At 57.3% G+C, this 13,854-nt stretch carries 11 protein-coding genes; 7 read left to right on the top strand and 4 right to left on the bottom strand.

What is annotated here, in order from left to right; genetic code table 11:
• Positions 1-56 precede the first annotated feature (56 nt).
• Genes gyrB through dnaA form a run of 4 tightly spaced genes read right to left on the bottom strand, consistent with a single transcriptional unit; the run spans position 57 to position 6,264 of the window.
• Complete coding sequence (gene gyrB / locus JJN09_RS25975; RefSeq protein ID WP_103484001.1) at positions 57-2,474, bottom strand: DNA topoisomerase (ATP-hydrolyzing) subunit B; 2,418 nt, start codon at positions 2,472-2,474, stop codon at positions 57-59.
• A 5-nt stretch (positions 2,475-2,479) separates the two neighbouring features.
• Positions 2,480-3,583, bottom strand: coding sequence for a DNA replication/repair protein RecF (recF, locus tag JJN09_RS25970; RefSeq protein WP_007911886.1), 1,104 nt, complete (start codon positions 3,581-3,583; stop codon positions 2,480-2,482).
• Between the two features lie 14 nt (positions 3,584-3,597).
• The gene (dnaN, locus tag JJN09_RS25965) at positions 3,598-4,701 is read right to left on the bottom strand and encodes a DNA polymerase III subunit beta (protein ID WP_096822384.1); all 1,104 of its coding nucleotides are present in this window, start codon (positions 4,699-4,701) and stop codon (positions 3,598-3,600) included.
• 39 nt (positions 4,702-4,740) lie between these two features.
• Complete coding sequence (gene dnaA, locus JJN09_RS25960) at positions 4,741-6,264, bottom strand: chromosomal replication initiator protein DnaA (protein WP_249484331.1); 1,524 nt, start codon at positions 6,262-6,264, stop codon at positions 4,741-4,743.
• Between the two features lie 566 nt (positions 6,265-6,830).
• Here dnaA and rpmH point away from each other — a divergent pair.
• From rpmH to rsmG, 7 genes are all read left to right on the top strand, one after another.
• Positions 6,831-6,965, top strand: a complete 135-nt coding sequence (gene rpmH / locus JJN09_RS25955; protein WP_003213577.1) for a 50S ribosomal protein L34 — start codon at positions 6,831-6,833, stop codon at positions 6,963-6,965.
• 16 nt (positions 6,966-6,981) lie between these two features.
• Positions 6,982-7,383 (top strand): ribonuclease P protein component, encoded by a 402-nt coding sequence (gene rnpA, locus JJN09_RS25950; protein ID WP_011336726.1) that lies wholly within the window; start codon positions 6,982-6,984, stop codon positions 7,381-7,383.
• Positions 7,376-7,621: a membrane protein insertion efficiency factor YidD gene (gene yidD / locus JJN09_RS25945; RefSeq protein WP_010465488.1), complete on the top strand. Its 246-nt coding sequence runs from the start codon at positions 7,376-7,378 to the stop codon at positions 7,619-7,621. Before rnpA ends, yidD begins: the two co-directional genes overlap by 8 nt.
• Before the next feature lie 2 nt (positions 7,622-7,623).
• Complete coding sequence (yidC, locus tag JJN09_RS25940; RefSeq protein ID WP_249484330.1) at positions 7,624-9,306, top strand: membrane protein insertase YidC; 1,683 nt, start codon at positions 7,624-7,626, stop codon at positions 9,304-9,306.
• Positions 9,307-9,387: 81 nt separating this feature from the next.
• On the top strand, positions 9,388-10,758 hold the full coding sequence (gene mnmE, locus JJN09_RS25935; protein ID WP_249484329.1) for a tRNA uridine-5-carboxymethylaminomethyl(34) synthesis GTPase MnmE: 1,371 nt from the start codon (positions 9,388-9,390) through the stop codon (positions 10,756-10,758).
• 552 nt (positions 10,759-11,310) lie between these two features.
• Entirely contained in the window at positions 11,311-13,209 is a 1,899-nt protein-coding gene (gene mnmG, locus JJN09_RS25930; RefSeq protein ID WP_249484328.1) for a tRNA uridine-5-carboxymethylaminomethyl(34) synthesis enzyme MnmG, read from the top strand.
• The gene (gene rsmG / locus JJN09_RS25925; protein WP_249484327.1) at positions 13,206-13,850 is read left to right on the top strand and encodes a 16S rRNA (guanine(527)-N(7))-methyltransferase RsmG; all 645 of its coding nucleotides are present in this window, start codon (positions 13,206-13,208) and stop codon (positions 13,848-13,850) included. The genes mnmG and rsmG overlap by 4 nt, the downstream gene beginning before the upstream one ends.
• Positions 13,851-13,854 lie beyond the last annotated feature (4 nt).

Below are 13,854 nucleotides of genomic sequence, written 5' to 3'. Positions count from 1 at the left end.
GGCAATAAAAAAGGCCAACGCGTATGCGTTGGCCTTTTTGTGGGTGCCGACCGGGATCAGAAATCCAGGTTGGAAACCGCCAGAGCGTTGCTCTCGATGAAGTCACGGCGAGGTTCGACCGCATCACCCATCAGGGTGTTGAAGATCTGGTCTGCGCCAATGGCGTCTTCGATGGTGACTTTCAGCATGCGGCGCACGCTTGGGTCCATGGTGGTTTCCCACAGTTGATCCGGGTTCATTTCACCCAGACCTTTGTATCGCTGAATGGTGTGGCGCTTGGTGCTTTCGGCCATCAGCCAGTCCAGGGCTTCCTTGAACTCGGTGACCGCTTTCTTGCGCTCGCCACGCTGGATGTACGCGCCATCGTCGAGCAGGGTGCTCAGTTGAGCGCCGAGGGTGACGACAGTCTTGTAGTCGTTGCTGCCGAAGAAGTCACGGTTGAAGGTGACGTAGTTCGACAGGCCGTGCGAGATCAGCTCGACCTCTGGCAGCCAAACGCCACGTTCACGGTCTTCACGCAGGCTGGCCTTGTAGACCAGGCCGGACTTCTCGACGGTGCGCAGACGGACTTCGTACTGGGCCAGCCAGTCTTGCATCTTGGCGTGATCGCCGAGCATTTCCAGGCTCACGGCCGGCAGGTAGATGAAGTGCTCGGTCAGCTCCTGCGGATACAGGCGCGACAGACGCTTGAGGGTCTTCATCACCATGCGGAAGTCATTCACCAGACGTTCCAGCGCTTCGCCGGAAATGCCCGGGGCCTCTTCGTTCAGGTGCAGGCTCGCATCTTCCAGGGCCGACTGCGTCATGTACTCTTCCATGGCGTCGTCGTCTTTGATGTATTGCTCTTGCTTGCCTTTCTTGACCTTGTACAGCGGCGGTTGTGCGATGTAGATGTAGCCACGCTCGATCAGCTCTGGCAGCTGACGGAAGAAAAACGTCAGCAGCAGGGTACGGATGTGAGAACCGTCGACGTCAGCATCGGTCATGATGATGATGTTGTGATAGCGCAGTTTGTCGATGTTGTACTCTTCGCGGCCGATACCGCAGCCCAGCGCGGTGATCAGGGTGCCCACTTCCTGGGACGAGATCATCTTGTCGAAACGTGCTTTCTCGACGTTGAGGATCTTGCCCTTTAGCGGCAGGATGGCCTGGGTCTTGCGGTTACGTCCCTGCTTGGCAGAGCCGCCCGCGGAGTCACCTTCCACGAGGTACAGTTCGGAAAGAGCTGGATCTTTTTCCTGGCAGTCAGCCAGTTTGCCCGGCAGGCCGGCGATGTCCAGCGCGCCTTTGCGACGGGTCATCTCACGGGCCTTGCGCGCCGCTTCGCGGGCACGGGCAGCGTCGATCATCTTACCCACGACCAGTTTGGCTTCGTTCGGGTTTTCCAGCAGGAAGTCCGAGAAGTACTTGCCCATTTCCTGTTCGACTGCGGTCTTCACTTCGGAAGAGACCAGCTTGTCTTTGGTCTGGGAGCTGAACTTCGGATCCGGCACTTTCACCGAGATGATCGCGGTCAGGCCTTCACGGGCATCGTCACCGGTGGTCGCGACTTTGTGCTTCTTCGCCAGACCTTCCTGCTCGATGTAGTTGTTCAGGTTACGCGTCAGCGCAGAACGGAAGCCCACCAGGTGGGTGCCGCCGTCGCGCTGCGGGATGTTGTTGGTGAAGCACAACAGGTTCTCGTTGAAGCTGTCGTTCCACTGCAGGGCGATTTCCACGCCGATGCCGTCTTCACGCTGGATGTTGAAGTGGAACACCTGGTTGACCGCAGTCTTGTTGGTGTTCAGATATTCAACGAACGCACGCAGGCCGCCTTCGTACTTGAACAGCTCTTCTTTGCCGCTGCGCTCATCCTTGAGGACGATGCCGACACCGGAGTTGAGGAAGGACAGTTCACGAATGCGCTTGGCCAGGATGTCCCAGCTGAAGTGAATGTTCTTGAAGGTTTCGCTGGAAGCCTTGAAGTGAATCTGGGTACCGGTAGTTTCGCTGTCGCCAACGATCGCCATCGGTGCCTGAGGTACGCCGTGGACGTAGGTCTGTTCCCAGATTTTACCGCTGCGGCGAACGGTCAGGACCAGCTCTTCGGACAGCGCGTTCACAACAGAAACACCTACACCGTGCAGACCGCCGGATACCTTGTAGGAGTTGTCGTCGAACTTACCGCCGGCGTGGAGGACGGTCATGATGACCTCGGCGGCGGAAACGCCTTCCTCTTTGTGCACGTCTACCGGGATGCCACGACCGTTGTCTTTAACGGTGATGGACTCATCCGGGTGGATGATGATGCTGATGTCGTCGCAATGGCCGGCGAGGGCTTCGTCGATCGAGTTGTCGACTACCTCGAACACCATGTGGTGCAGACCGCTGCCATCGTCGGTGTCACCAATGTACATACCGGGACGTTTGCGTACGGCATCCAGGCCTTTCAGCACTTTAATGCTCGTTGAGTCGTACGTATTTTCTTCGCTCAATGCCTTCACTCCCGATGGTCGTGGGTCTGGGTGATACGGCCCTGTTCCACGTGGAACAGAGCGACTGGCGTTTCCGTCTGCCAGCCTTCCCTCAATAATTCGTGATCTACACAGGTGATAAAGACCTGGCAGCGTAAGTCTTCCAGCAAGCGGCACAGCGCGCGACGGTGGCTTTCGTCCAGCTCGGACGGCAAGTCATCCACCAGATAAATACACTGACCGCGTCGGGCCTGGCTCACCAGATGCCCCTGGGCAATGCGCAAGGCACAGACCACCAACTTCTGCTGACCCCGGGACAAGATGTCCGCAGCATTGTGTGCGCCCAATCTAAGACGCAAGTCAGCGCGTTGCGGTCCGGCCTGGGTATGACCCATTTGCTGATCCCGCTGCAGGGATCCGGCAAGCACGGCACTCAATTCCCGGTCCTTGTCCCAGCCTCGGTAATAGCTGAGCGTCAAACCCTCGAGCTCAACCAGTTCGCTCAAGGTTTGTTCAAAGACTGGTTTCAAGGCTTTGATGTAAGCGCGGCGGTATTCATCGATTTCAGCGCTGGCCTGGCACAGTTCCCTGTCCCAAACCGCTTGCGAAACGGCGTCAAGTGTACCATGCCGCAGCCAGGAGTTTCTCTGGCGCAAGGCCTTCTGCAACCGCTGCCAGGTGGCCATGAACCGTGGCTCGACGTGGAACACGCCCCAGTCGAGAAACTGCCGGCGAATCTTCGGCGCACCTTCGAGCAGACGAAAGCTGTCGGGGTTGATCAACTGCAGCGGCAGGATCTCCGCCAATTGCGCGGCACTGCGGGCATTCTGGCCGTCGATGCGAATCTGAAACTCGCCCTGACGGTCGCGAGAGATCCCCAATGCACTGTGACCACCCTCGGCGAGTTCGACCTGACCGAATACGGTGCAGGCAAGTTGCTCATACTGGATGACCGGCAACAGCCGCGTACTACGAAACGAACGGGCAAGCCCCAGCAGGTGAATGGCTTCCAGAACACTGGTTTTGCCGCTGCCGTTGGCGCCGTAAAGAATGTTGATTCGGGGGGAGGGGGAGAAGGTCACCGGGTGCAGATTGCGCACCGCGGTGACCGAGACGCGACTTAGCGACATCCAGAGTCAGCTGATTACAGACGCATCGGCATGACAACGTAAGCCGAATCGTCATTGTCGGACTCTTGCACCAGCGCACTACTGTTGGAGTCGGACAGGATCAAGCGAACCTGCTCGGTGGTCATCACGCCCAGCACGTCCAGCAGATAGCTGACGTTGAAGCCGATTTCCAGGGAGCCCCCGTTGTATTCCACGCCTACTTCTTCTTCCGCTTCTTCCTGTTCCGGGTTGTTCGCCTGGATCTTCAGCTGACCGTTGGCCAGTTGCAGACGGATACCACGGTACTTCTCGTTGGACAGAATCGCGGTACGGCTGAAGGCTTCGCGCAGCGCCTGACGATCACCCAGTACCAGCTTGTCGCCGCCCTTCGGCAGAACGCGCTCGTAGTCAGGGAACTTGCCGTCGACCAGTTTCGAGGTGAAGGTGAATTCGCCGGTGGTCGCGCGGATGTGGTGCTGACCCAGAACGATGCTGACATTGCCGTCCGGCTCGGTCAGCAGACGTGCCAGTTCGAGAATACCTTTGCGTGGCACAATCACCTGGTGGCGATCCTGCTGACCGATGTCGGCCTGCATCGAGCACATTGCCAGACGGTGGCCGTCGGTGGCCACGGCACGGATCACACCGGTCGACACTTCCAGCAACATGCCGTTGAGGTAGTAACGCACGTCCTGCTGGGCCATGGCGAAACTGGTGCGTTCGATCAGGCGACGCAGCTTGCTTTGATCCAGGCTGGTGGTCAGCGAACCCGGGCCTTCTTCCACCGTCGGGAAATCGTTGGCCGGCAGGGTCGACAGGGTGAAGCGGCTACGGCCGGCTTTCACCACCAGCTTCTGCTCGTCGACCTTGATGTCGATCAGCGCATCGTTTGGCAGGCTTTTGCAGATATCCATCAGCTTGCGCGCAGGCACAGTGATGGAACCCGTTTCAGCCGGCTCTTCGAGTTGCACGCGACCGACCAGCTCGACTTCCAGGTCGGTACCGGTCAGCGACAGTTGCTGGCCATCGACGACCAGCAGCACGTTGGACAGTACCGGCAAGGTCTGTCGGCGCTCGACGACGCCTGCGACCAGTTGCAGGGGTTTCAACAGGGCTTCGCGTTGAATGGTGAAATGCATGGTCTAGTCCCTTGCCTTAATAAGCTGCGCTGGTGTTCATCAAGTGGTCAGTGTACGCAGCAGGTTCTTGTAGTCCTCGCGGATGTCCGCGTCGGATTCCTTAAGTTCGTTGATCTTGCGGCAGGCGTGCAACACCGTCGTGTGGTCGCGACCACCAAACACATCGCCGATTTCCGGCAGGCTGTGGTTGGTCAGTTCCTTGGACAGTGCCATGGCGACCTGACGCGGGCGAGCGACCGAGCGCGAACGGCGCTTGGACAGCAAGTCGGAGATCTTGATCTTGTAGTACTCAGCGACGGTGCGCTGAATGTTATCCACAGAGACCAGTTTGTCCTGCAACGCCAGCAGGTCTTTCAGGGACTCGCGAATCAACTCGATGGTGATGTCGCGGCCCATGAAGTGCGAGTGGGCGATCACGCGTTTCAGCGCGCCTTCCAGCTCACGGACGTTGGAGCGAATGCGCTGGGCAATGAAGAACGCCGCATCGTGTGGCAACTCGACTTTGGCCTGGTCGGCCTTCTTCATCAAGATGGCTACACGGGTTTCCAGCTCGGGTGGCTCGACGGCAACGGTCAGGCCCCAGCCGAAGCGGGATTTGAGGCGCTCTTCAAGGCCTTCAATTTCCTTCGGATAGCGGTCACTGGTGAGAATGACCTGCTGGCCACCTTCAAGCAGGGCGTTGAAGGTGTGGAAAAATTCTTCCTGGGAACGTTCCTTGCGGGCAAAGAACTGAATGTCGTCGATCAGCAGGGCGTCCACCGAACGGTAGAAACGCTTGAACTCGTTGATCGCGTTCAGTTGTAGCGCCTTGACCATGTCGGCCACGAAACGCTCGGAATGCAGGTACACAACCTTGGCATTCGGGTTCTTCTTTAACAGGTGGTTACCCACCGCGTGCATCAAGTGCGTCTTACCCAGACCCACGCCACCATAAAGGAAGAGCGGGTTGTAGCCGTGCTTGGGGTTATCCGCCACTTGCCAGGCCGCCGCACGGGCGAGCTGGTTGGACTTACCTTCGACGAAGTTCTCGAAGGTAAAGGTGCGATTCAGGTAGCTGGTGTGCTTGAGCGCGCCTTCGACCTGCACCGTGCGCTGTTCGGCACGCACCGGCGCTTGCTGGGAGGCGGCACCTGCCATCGGGTCGAAGCTGTCACGGGACGGCTCTTCGCTGACTTCCTCGGATTTTTGCGTCGCGCGCTTGGCCGGGGTTGGAGCCGGTGCGGGTGCCGGAGCACTGACGGGCGCGGAACTGGCTTGAGCCAGCGATGCAGCGGCAGCGGCCAGCGGCGCGTTCGGTGCAGCACGCGGCGCAGAACTGCGCTTGCTGCCTATTAATAAGGAGAGCGACGGCGCCAGGCCGTTGCCATGCTCATCCAGCAGTTCAAGGACGCGCCCCAGGTACTTTTCGTTGACCCAGTCCAGAACAAAACGGTTCGGTGCGTAGACACGCAACTCGTCGCCTTCGGCTTCGACCTGTAATGGACGGATCCAGGTGTTGAATTGTTGGGCTGGCAGCTCTTCGCGCAAAAGCTCCACGCACTGCTGCCAAAGTTCCACTGACACGGAAATCCCCTAATTTGAAAGCCGGTGAGGCAAAAACAAGCGGCCATTGTAGCGGCCAGACGTCCACTTATCCACATGCAGGTTGTCCGATGGGCATGATTTATCAATGCCTTAACCGGTGAAAAATCGACCAACGGCATGTGAATAAGCTCTGTGGATAACCCCGTTTGAGCACACTGGACAACTGGGGGTCGAACCCGGTGGATAACCAGCCTGTGGATAAACACCCTTTCCACACACAGGTTATCCGATAGCGCAGCACAGGCTGAACACGGTTTTCCACTGTAGTTGTCATTCTCTGTACAGTGCATAAAACATGGCCTCAAGTGGGTTATCCACAGACAAGGCCGGGCCTAGCTTTTATAAGCTTTACAGAAAAGCTTTAAATACTTCGCTTCTTTATTTTTATATCTAGCTGAGCGGAATTCAGGTCCGACAGCTCCGCAGATCTATTTATAAGGAAACGTTGGTTGGAAATTGACCTGAAGGCTTGCTTTCTCTAGAATCCCCGGTCTCTTAAAACGGGGGCCATTCCGGCCCGTTGTGGACGAACCAGGTAACACGACATGAAACGTACTTTCCAACCAAGCACTATCAAACGCGCTCGTACCCACGGTTTCCGTGCTCGCATGGCTACCAAGAACGGCCGCGCAGTCCTGTCGCGTCGTCGCGCCAAAGGTCGTGCGCGTCTGGCAGTTTGATAATCCGGTACTGGAGGTGAGTCAGGACTTCAGTCGGGAAAAGCGTCTGCTTACTCCCCGGCATTTCAAGGCAGTCTTTGACTCCCCTACCGGCAAGGTTCCGGGGAAAAATCTCCTGCTCCTTGCGCGCAACAACGATCTCGATCACCCCCGTCTCGGGCTGGTTATCGGGAAAAAGAGCGTAAAGCTCTCCGTTGAGCGCAATCGCCTCAAACGTCTGATGCGCGAATCGTTTCGCCTGCACCAGGATTCACTGGTCGGCTGGGACATCGTTATCGTCGCGCGCAAAGGTTTGGGTGACGTAGAAAACCCCGAATTGATTCAGCATTTCGGCAAACTCTGGAAGCGTCTGGCACGCAACAAGCCAGTACCAGCAGTCAAAACCGAAACTGTAGGGGTAGACAGTCCAGATGCGTAAACTGGCACTCGTTCCGATCCAGTTTTATCGCTACGCCATTAGTCCTCTGATGGCCAGTCACTGTCGTTTCTACCCCAGTTGTTCTTGCTACGCGTATGAAGCCATCGAAAATCATGGCCTTCTGCGCGGTGGCTGGCTGACCTTTCGTCGTTTAGGTCGCTGTCATCCGTGGAATCCCGGTGGTTATGACCCGGTTCCACCTATCCCTACCTCCCGTTCTTCTTCGATGGCCGAGTAATCATGGATATCAAACGCACGATCCTGATCGTCGCCCTGGCAATCGTGTCCTACGTCATGGTTCTTAAATGGAACCAGGACTATGGTCAGGCTGCCCTGCCGACTCAGAATGTTGCTTCCAGTACGACTACATCCGGTTTGCCGGACACCGCCACTGGCAATAACGCTGCCGCCAGTGACGATATTCCGCGCGCCGCAAGCGATACCAGCGCACCTGTCGAAACGCCAGTTGCCGCCAGCAAGGATCTGATCAAGATCAAAACCGACGTGCTCGATCTGTCGATCGATCCACAGGGTGGCGATGTTGCTCAACTGACCTTGCCTCTGTATCCACGTCGTCAGGATCGTCCAGACGTTCCGTTCCAGTTGTTCGACAACGGCGGCGAGCGTACTTACCTGGCGCAAAGCGGTCTGATCGGCACCAACGGTCCGGACGCCAGCCCGGCCGGTCGCCCGATCTACTCTTCGGAGAAGAAAACTTATCAACTGGCTGACGGTCAGGACCAATTGGTCGTCGACCTGAAGTTCAGCAAGGACGGCGTCAACTACATCAAGCGTTTCACCTTGAAACGTGGGCTGTATGACGTGACCGTCACCTATCTGATCGACAACCAGAGCGCTCAGCCTTGGTCCGGTTCGATGTTTGCCCAGCTGAAACGCGATGCAAGCGCCGACCCTTCGTCGACCACAGCTACTGGCACCGCGACTTACCTGGGCGCCGCCCTGTGGACAAGTTCCGAGCCGTACAAGAAAGTGTCCATGAAGGACATGGACAAAGGTCAGCTCAAGGAAACTGTCACCGGTGGTTGGGTAGCCTGGCTGCAACACTACTTCGTGACTGCATGGGTTGCTCCGAAGGGCGAAAACAACGTCGTTCAGACCCGTAAGGACAGCAAAGGCAACTACATCATCGGTTACACCGGTCCTTCGTTGACCGCTGCACCGGGTGCGAAAGTCGAGACCAGCGCTGTTCTGTATGCCGGTCCGAAAAGCCAGGCTGTGCTGAAAGAGTTGTCCCCAGGTCTGGAACTGACCGTTGACTACGGCATTCTGTGGTTCATTGCCCAGCCGATCTTCTGGCTGCTGCAACACATCCACGCCATCGTCGGCAACTGGGGCTGGTCGATCATCTTCCTGACCATGCTGATCAAGGGGATTTTCTTCCCTCTGTCGGCCGCCAGCTACAAGTCGATGGCCCGCATGCGCGCCGTGGCTCCGAAACTGGCTGCACTGAAAGAGCAACATGGCGATGACCGGCAGAAAATGTCGCAAGCCATGATGGAGCTGTACAAGAAAGAGAAGATCAATCCGCTGGGTGGCTGCTTGCCGATCCTGGTGCAGATGCCGGTTTTCCTCTCGCTGTACTGGGTTCTGCTGGAAAGCGTTGAAATGCGCCAGGCGCCGTTCATGCTGTGGATTACCGACCTGTCGATCAAGGATCCGTTCTTCATCCTGCCGATCATCATGGGCGCGACCATGTTCATCCAGCAGCGTCTGAACCCGACTCCTCCGGATCCGATGCAGGCCAAGGTCATGAAAATGATGCCAATCATCTTCACGTTCTTCTTCCTGTGGTTCCCGGCTGGTCTGGTGCTGTACTGGGTTGTGAACAACTGCCTGTCGATTGCTCAACAGTGGTACATCACGCGTAAGATCGAAGCGGCGACGAAAAAAGCCGAGGCGTAACTTACTCTGTGGATAACACCACTCAAAACGCCCCCTAGTGGGGCGTTTTGCTATCTGCCACTTTTGTCTGGATACCGGTTTATGAGCGCACCTCGTGAAACCATCGCAGCCGTCGCTACCGCCCAGGGCCGTGGCGGCGTGGGCATCGTTCGAATTTCCGGGCCGTTGGCCAGCGTTGCGGCCAAAGCCATCAGCGGCCGCGAACTGAAACCGCGTTTTGCCCACTACGGCCCGTTCTTCAGTGACGATCAACAGGTGCTGGATGAAGGTCTGGCGCTGTATTTCCCCGGGCCGAACTCGTTCACCGGCGAAGATGTGCTGGAACTGCAAGGCCACGGCGGCCCGATCGTCCTGGACATGTTACTCAAGCGTTGCCTGGAACTGGGCTGCCGTCTGGCCCGTCCCGGTGAGTTCAGCGAAAGAGCATTCCTCAATGACAAACTCGACCTGGCTCAGGCCGAGGCTATTGCCGACCTGATTGAAGCCAGTTCTGCACAGGCTGCGCGCAATGCCTTGCGCTCCTTACAGGGTGCGTTTTCCCAACGTGTGCATAACCTCACTGAACAGCTGATCGGGTTGAGGATTTACGTTGAGGCAGCCATAGACTTCCCGGAAGAAGAAATCGACTTCCTCGCCGATGGCCACGTGCTGAGCATGTTGGACAAGGTTCGTGACGAGTTATCCACCGTATTGCGTGAAGCCGGTCAGGGTGCGCTGTTGCGTGACGGCATGACCGTGGTGATTGCCGGTCGTCCGAATGCCGGCAAATCCAGTCTGCTCAACGCATTGGCCGGTCGAGAAGCCGCGATTGTGACGGAAATCGCCGGCACGACCCGGGATATCCTGCGCGAACATATCCACATTGATGGTATGCCGTTGCATGTCGTGGACACCGCAGGTTTGCGCGACACCGACGATCATGTGGAAAAGATCGGTGTCGAGCGAGCGTTGAAGGCCATTGGCGAGGCCGATCGAGTGTTGTTGGTGGTCGATGCTACGGCTCCGGAAGCTGCCGACCCGTTCGCTTTGTGGCCGGAATTCCTTGAAACCCGACCAGATCCGGCGAAGGTCACCCTGATTCGCAACAAGGCTGATCTCACCGGAGAGAACATTGCGCTGGAAGTCAGTGACGATGGCCACGTGACCATCAGCCTGAGCGCCAAGTCCGCCGGTGACGGTCTGGACCTGCTGCGCGATCACCTGAAGGCCTGCATGGGTTACGAGCAGACCTCGGAAAGCAGCTTCAGCGCACGCCGCCGTCACCTGGAAGCCTTGCGTCATGCCAGTGCGGCCCTTGAACACGGTCGCGCACAGCTGACTCTGGCGGGTGCCGGCGAGCTGTTGGCAGAAGATCTGCGCCAGGCTCAGCATTCCCTCGGGGAAATTACCGGGGCGTTCAGTTCCGATGATCTACTGGGCCGGATCTTTTCCAGCTTCTGTATCGGTAAATAGCCTTTCCGTTGTCCACAGACAGGTCCATTCGCGACCTGTCTGTCTCTCCTCTTTGACTTCCATTCCTCCAGTGCCGGACAGATTTTCTGTTCCTGAGCGGATTTTCCGTGTCCGCAGTTCCTTCATTCGTCCGATTTCTGTGGATTAAGCCCTGTGAATAACTGCCGCTGAGGGCAGTTGATAACAGGGCCTGAAAACTGAACATAACTGCCTCTGTGGATAACCACCTCATTCATCCACAGGCTTACACCGGTTATCCAAGGGCCTCATGGCCACATGGGCACAGGGTTTTGAATCTCTGTACATATTGAATATTAAGGCCTGTAGCAATCTATCCACAGAAATGTTGGCCAGTAAGAATAAGCTTTAAAACAAAGGTTTTATAAATTTCTCTCTTTTTTATTCTTTTAACCGCGAGTTCTCCACAGCTGGTTAATTTTTGTGCAAAGGGTTCTTTAGGAGGGGCGAAGTCCCTATACTTGTCGACCAGGTCCAGAAACCTGATCTCAAACTATTCCTGAATTACCTACTTAAGCAGGCACGAGGTGCGTGGTGGATTTCCCTTCCCGTTTTGAAGTGATCGTCATCGGCGGCGGTCATGCCGGTACCGAGGCAGCACTGGCCTCAGCACGCATGGGTGCAAAAACCCTTCTGCTGACGCATAACGTGGAAACCCTCGGTGCCATGAGTTGCAACCCGGCCATCGGCGGCATCGGCAAAAGCCATCTGGTCAAGGAAATCGACGCCCTCGGCGGCGCGATGGCCATTGCTACCGATCTGGGTGGCATCCAGTTTCGCGTGTTGAACAGCCGCAAAGGCCCGGCCGTACGGGCGACCCGTGCGCAAGCCGACCGGATTCTGTACAAAGCCGCTGTCCGCGAAATTCTGGAAAACCAGCCGAACCTGTGGATATTTCAACAAGCTGCTGACGACCTGATCGTCGAGCAGGAACAAGTACGCGGTGTTATCACGCAAATGGGTCTGCGTTTCTTCGCCGATTCCGTGGTGTTGACCACCGGTACGTTCCTCGGCGGACTTATCCACATCGGTTTGCAGAATTTTTCCGGCGGTCGCGCCGGTGATCCGCCGTCGATCGCCCTGGCGCACCGTCTGCGTGAACTGCCGCTGCGTGTAGGTCGCCTGAAAACCGGTACGCCACCGCGTATCGACGGCAAGTCTGTGGATTTCTCGGTAATGACCGAACAACCGGGTGATACGCCGATCCCGGTGATGTCGTTCATGGGCAACAAGGAACAGCATCCACGGCAAGTCAGTTGCTGGATTACCCACACCAACGCTCGTACCCACGAAATCATCGCCGCGAACCTCGACCGTTCGCCGATGTATTCCGCTGCAGGCGAGATCGAAGGCATCGGCCCGCGTTATTGCCCGTCGATTGAAGACAAGATCCACCGCTTTGCCGACAAGGAAAGCCATCAGGTGTTCATCGAACCGGAAGGTCTGACCACCCATGAGCTGTATCCGAACGGGATATCCACAAGCCTGCCGTTCGACGTGCAATTGCAGATCGTGCAATCGATCCGCGGCATGGAAAACGCACACATCGTGCGTCCGGGTTATGCGATCGAGTACGACTACTTCGATCCGCGCGACCTGAAGTACAGCCTGGAAACCAAAGTCATCGGCGGTCTGTTCTTCGCTGGCCAGATCAACGGCACCACCGGTTACGAAGAAGCCGGCGCCCAGGGTTTGCTGGCTGGCGCGAACGCCGCGCTGCGTGCGAAAGGCAAAGAAGCCTGGTGCCCGCGTCGCGATGAGGCCTACATCGGAGTACTGGTCGATGACCTGATCACCCTCGGTACCCAAGAGCCGTACCGCATGTTCACTTCCCGTGCCGAGTACCGCCTGATCCTGCGTGAGGACAATGCCGACCTGCGTCTGACCGAAAAAGGTCGCGAACTGGGTCTGGTCGATGACGCGCGCTGGGCGGCCTTCTGCAAGAAACGCGAAAGCATCGATCTCGAAGAGCAACGCCTGAAAAGCACCTGGGTTCGCCCGGGCACCCAGCAGGGCGATGCGATCGCCGAAAAATTCGGCACACCGCTGACTCACGAATACAACTTGCTCAACCTCTTGAGCCGTCCGGAAATCGACTACGCTGGTCTGGTCGAAGTGACCGGGCAAGGCGCCGAAGATCCACAGGTTGCCGAACAGGTCGAGATCAAGACCAAATACGCCGGTTACATCGACCGTCAACAGGACGAAATCGCCCGTCTGCGTGCAAGCGAAGACACGAAACTGCCTGTGGATATCGATTACACCAACATTTCCGGTCTCTCCAAGGAGATCCAGAGCAAGCTTGGCGCGACTCGTCCCGAGACGCTGGGCCAGGCTTCGCGGATCCCGGGTGTGACCCCGGCAGCAATTTCGCTGTTGATGATCCATTTGAAAAAACGCGGCGCGGGCCGTCAGTTGGAGCAAAGCGCTTGAGTTCTAAGGTCACTTCGCAACACGCCGAAGAGTTATCCACAGGAGCCCGCGAGCTCGGTGTCAATCTGAGCGAAGCCCAGCACGAATTGCTGCTGGGTTATCTGGCCCTGTTGATCAAATGGAACCAGGCCTACAACCTGACCGCCGTGCGCGATCCGGATGAAATGGTTTCCCGTCACTTGCTCGATAGCCTCAGCGTGATGTCGTTCATCGAAAATGGCCGCTGGCTGGATGTCGGCAGCGGCGGCGGCATGCCGGGGATCCCTTTGGCAATCCTGTATCCGGACTCGCAAGTGACCTGCCTGGACAGCAACGGCAAGAAAACCCGCTTCCTGACCCAGGTCAAACTCGAACTCAAACTGGATAACCTGCAAGTTATCCACAGTCGCGTCGAAGCGTTCCAGCCTGCGCAGCCGTTCAACGGGATTATTTCCCGGGCATTCAGCAGCATGGAGAACTTCACCAACTGGACTCGCCATCTCGGCGACGCCGATACACGCTGGCTGGCAATGAAGGGCGTCCATCCGGCCGATGAGCTGGTAGCATTGCCGGCAGACTTCAAACTCGATAGCGAACACGCCCTGGCCGTACCCGGTTGCCAAGGCCAACGCCATCTGCTGATACTGCGCCGCACGGCATGATTGG

The organism is Pseudomonas sp. HS6 (assembly GCF_023375815.1).
In the GTDB taxonomy this organism is placed as follows: domain Bacteria; phylum Pseudomonadota; class Gammaproteobacteria; order Pseudomonadales; family Pseudomonadaceae; genus Aquipseudomonas.
The sequence above is the reverse complement of the archived record's forward strand: the minus strand, read 5'-3'. Positions and strand labels throughout refer to the sequence as shown.

Bases quoted from the DNA above. Each gene is read 5' to 3' on its own strand.
- recF (WP_007911886.1), bottom strand. From the start codon at position 3,583: ATGTCGCTAAGTCGCGTCTCGGTCACCGCGGTGCGCAATCTGCACCCG.
- dnaN (WP_096822384.1), bottom strand. From the start codon at position 4,701: ATGCATTTCACCATTCAACGCGAAGCCCTGTTGAAACCCCTGCAACTG.
- rpmH (WP_003213577.1), top strand. From the start codon at position 6,831: ATGAAACGTACTTTCCAACCAAGCACTATCAAACGCGCTCGTACCCAC.
- yidD (WP_010465488.1), top strand. From the start codon at position 7,376: ATGCGTAAACTGGCACTCGTTCCGATCCAGTTTTATCGCTACGCCATT.
- yidC (WP_249484330.1), top strand. From the start codon at position 7,624: ATGGATATCAAACGCACGATCCTGATCGTCGCCCTGGCAATCGTGTCC.
- mnmE (WP_249484329.1), top strand. From the start codon at position 9,388: ATGAGCGCACCTCGTGAAACCATCGCAGCCGTCGCTACCGCCCAGGGC.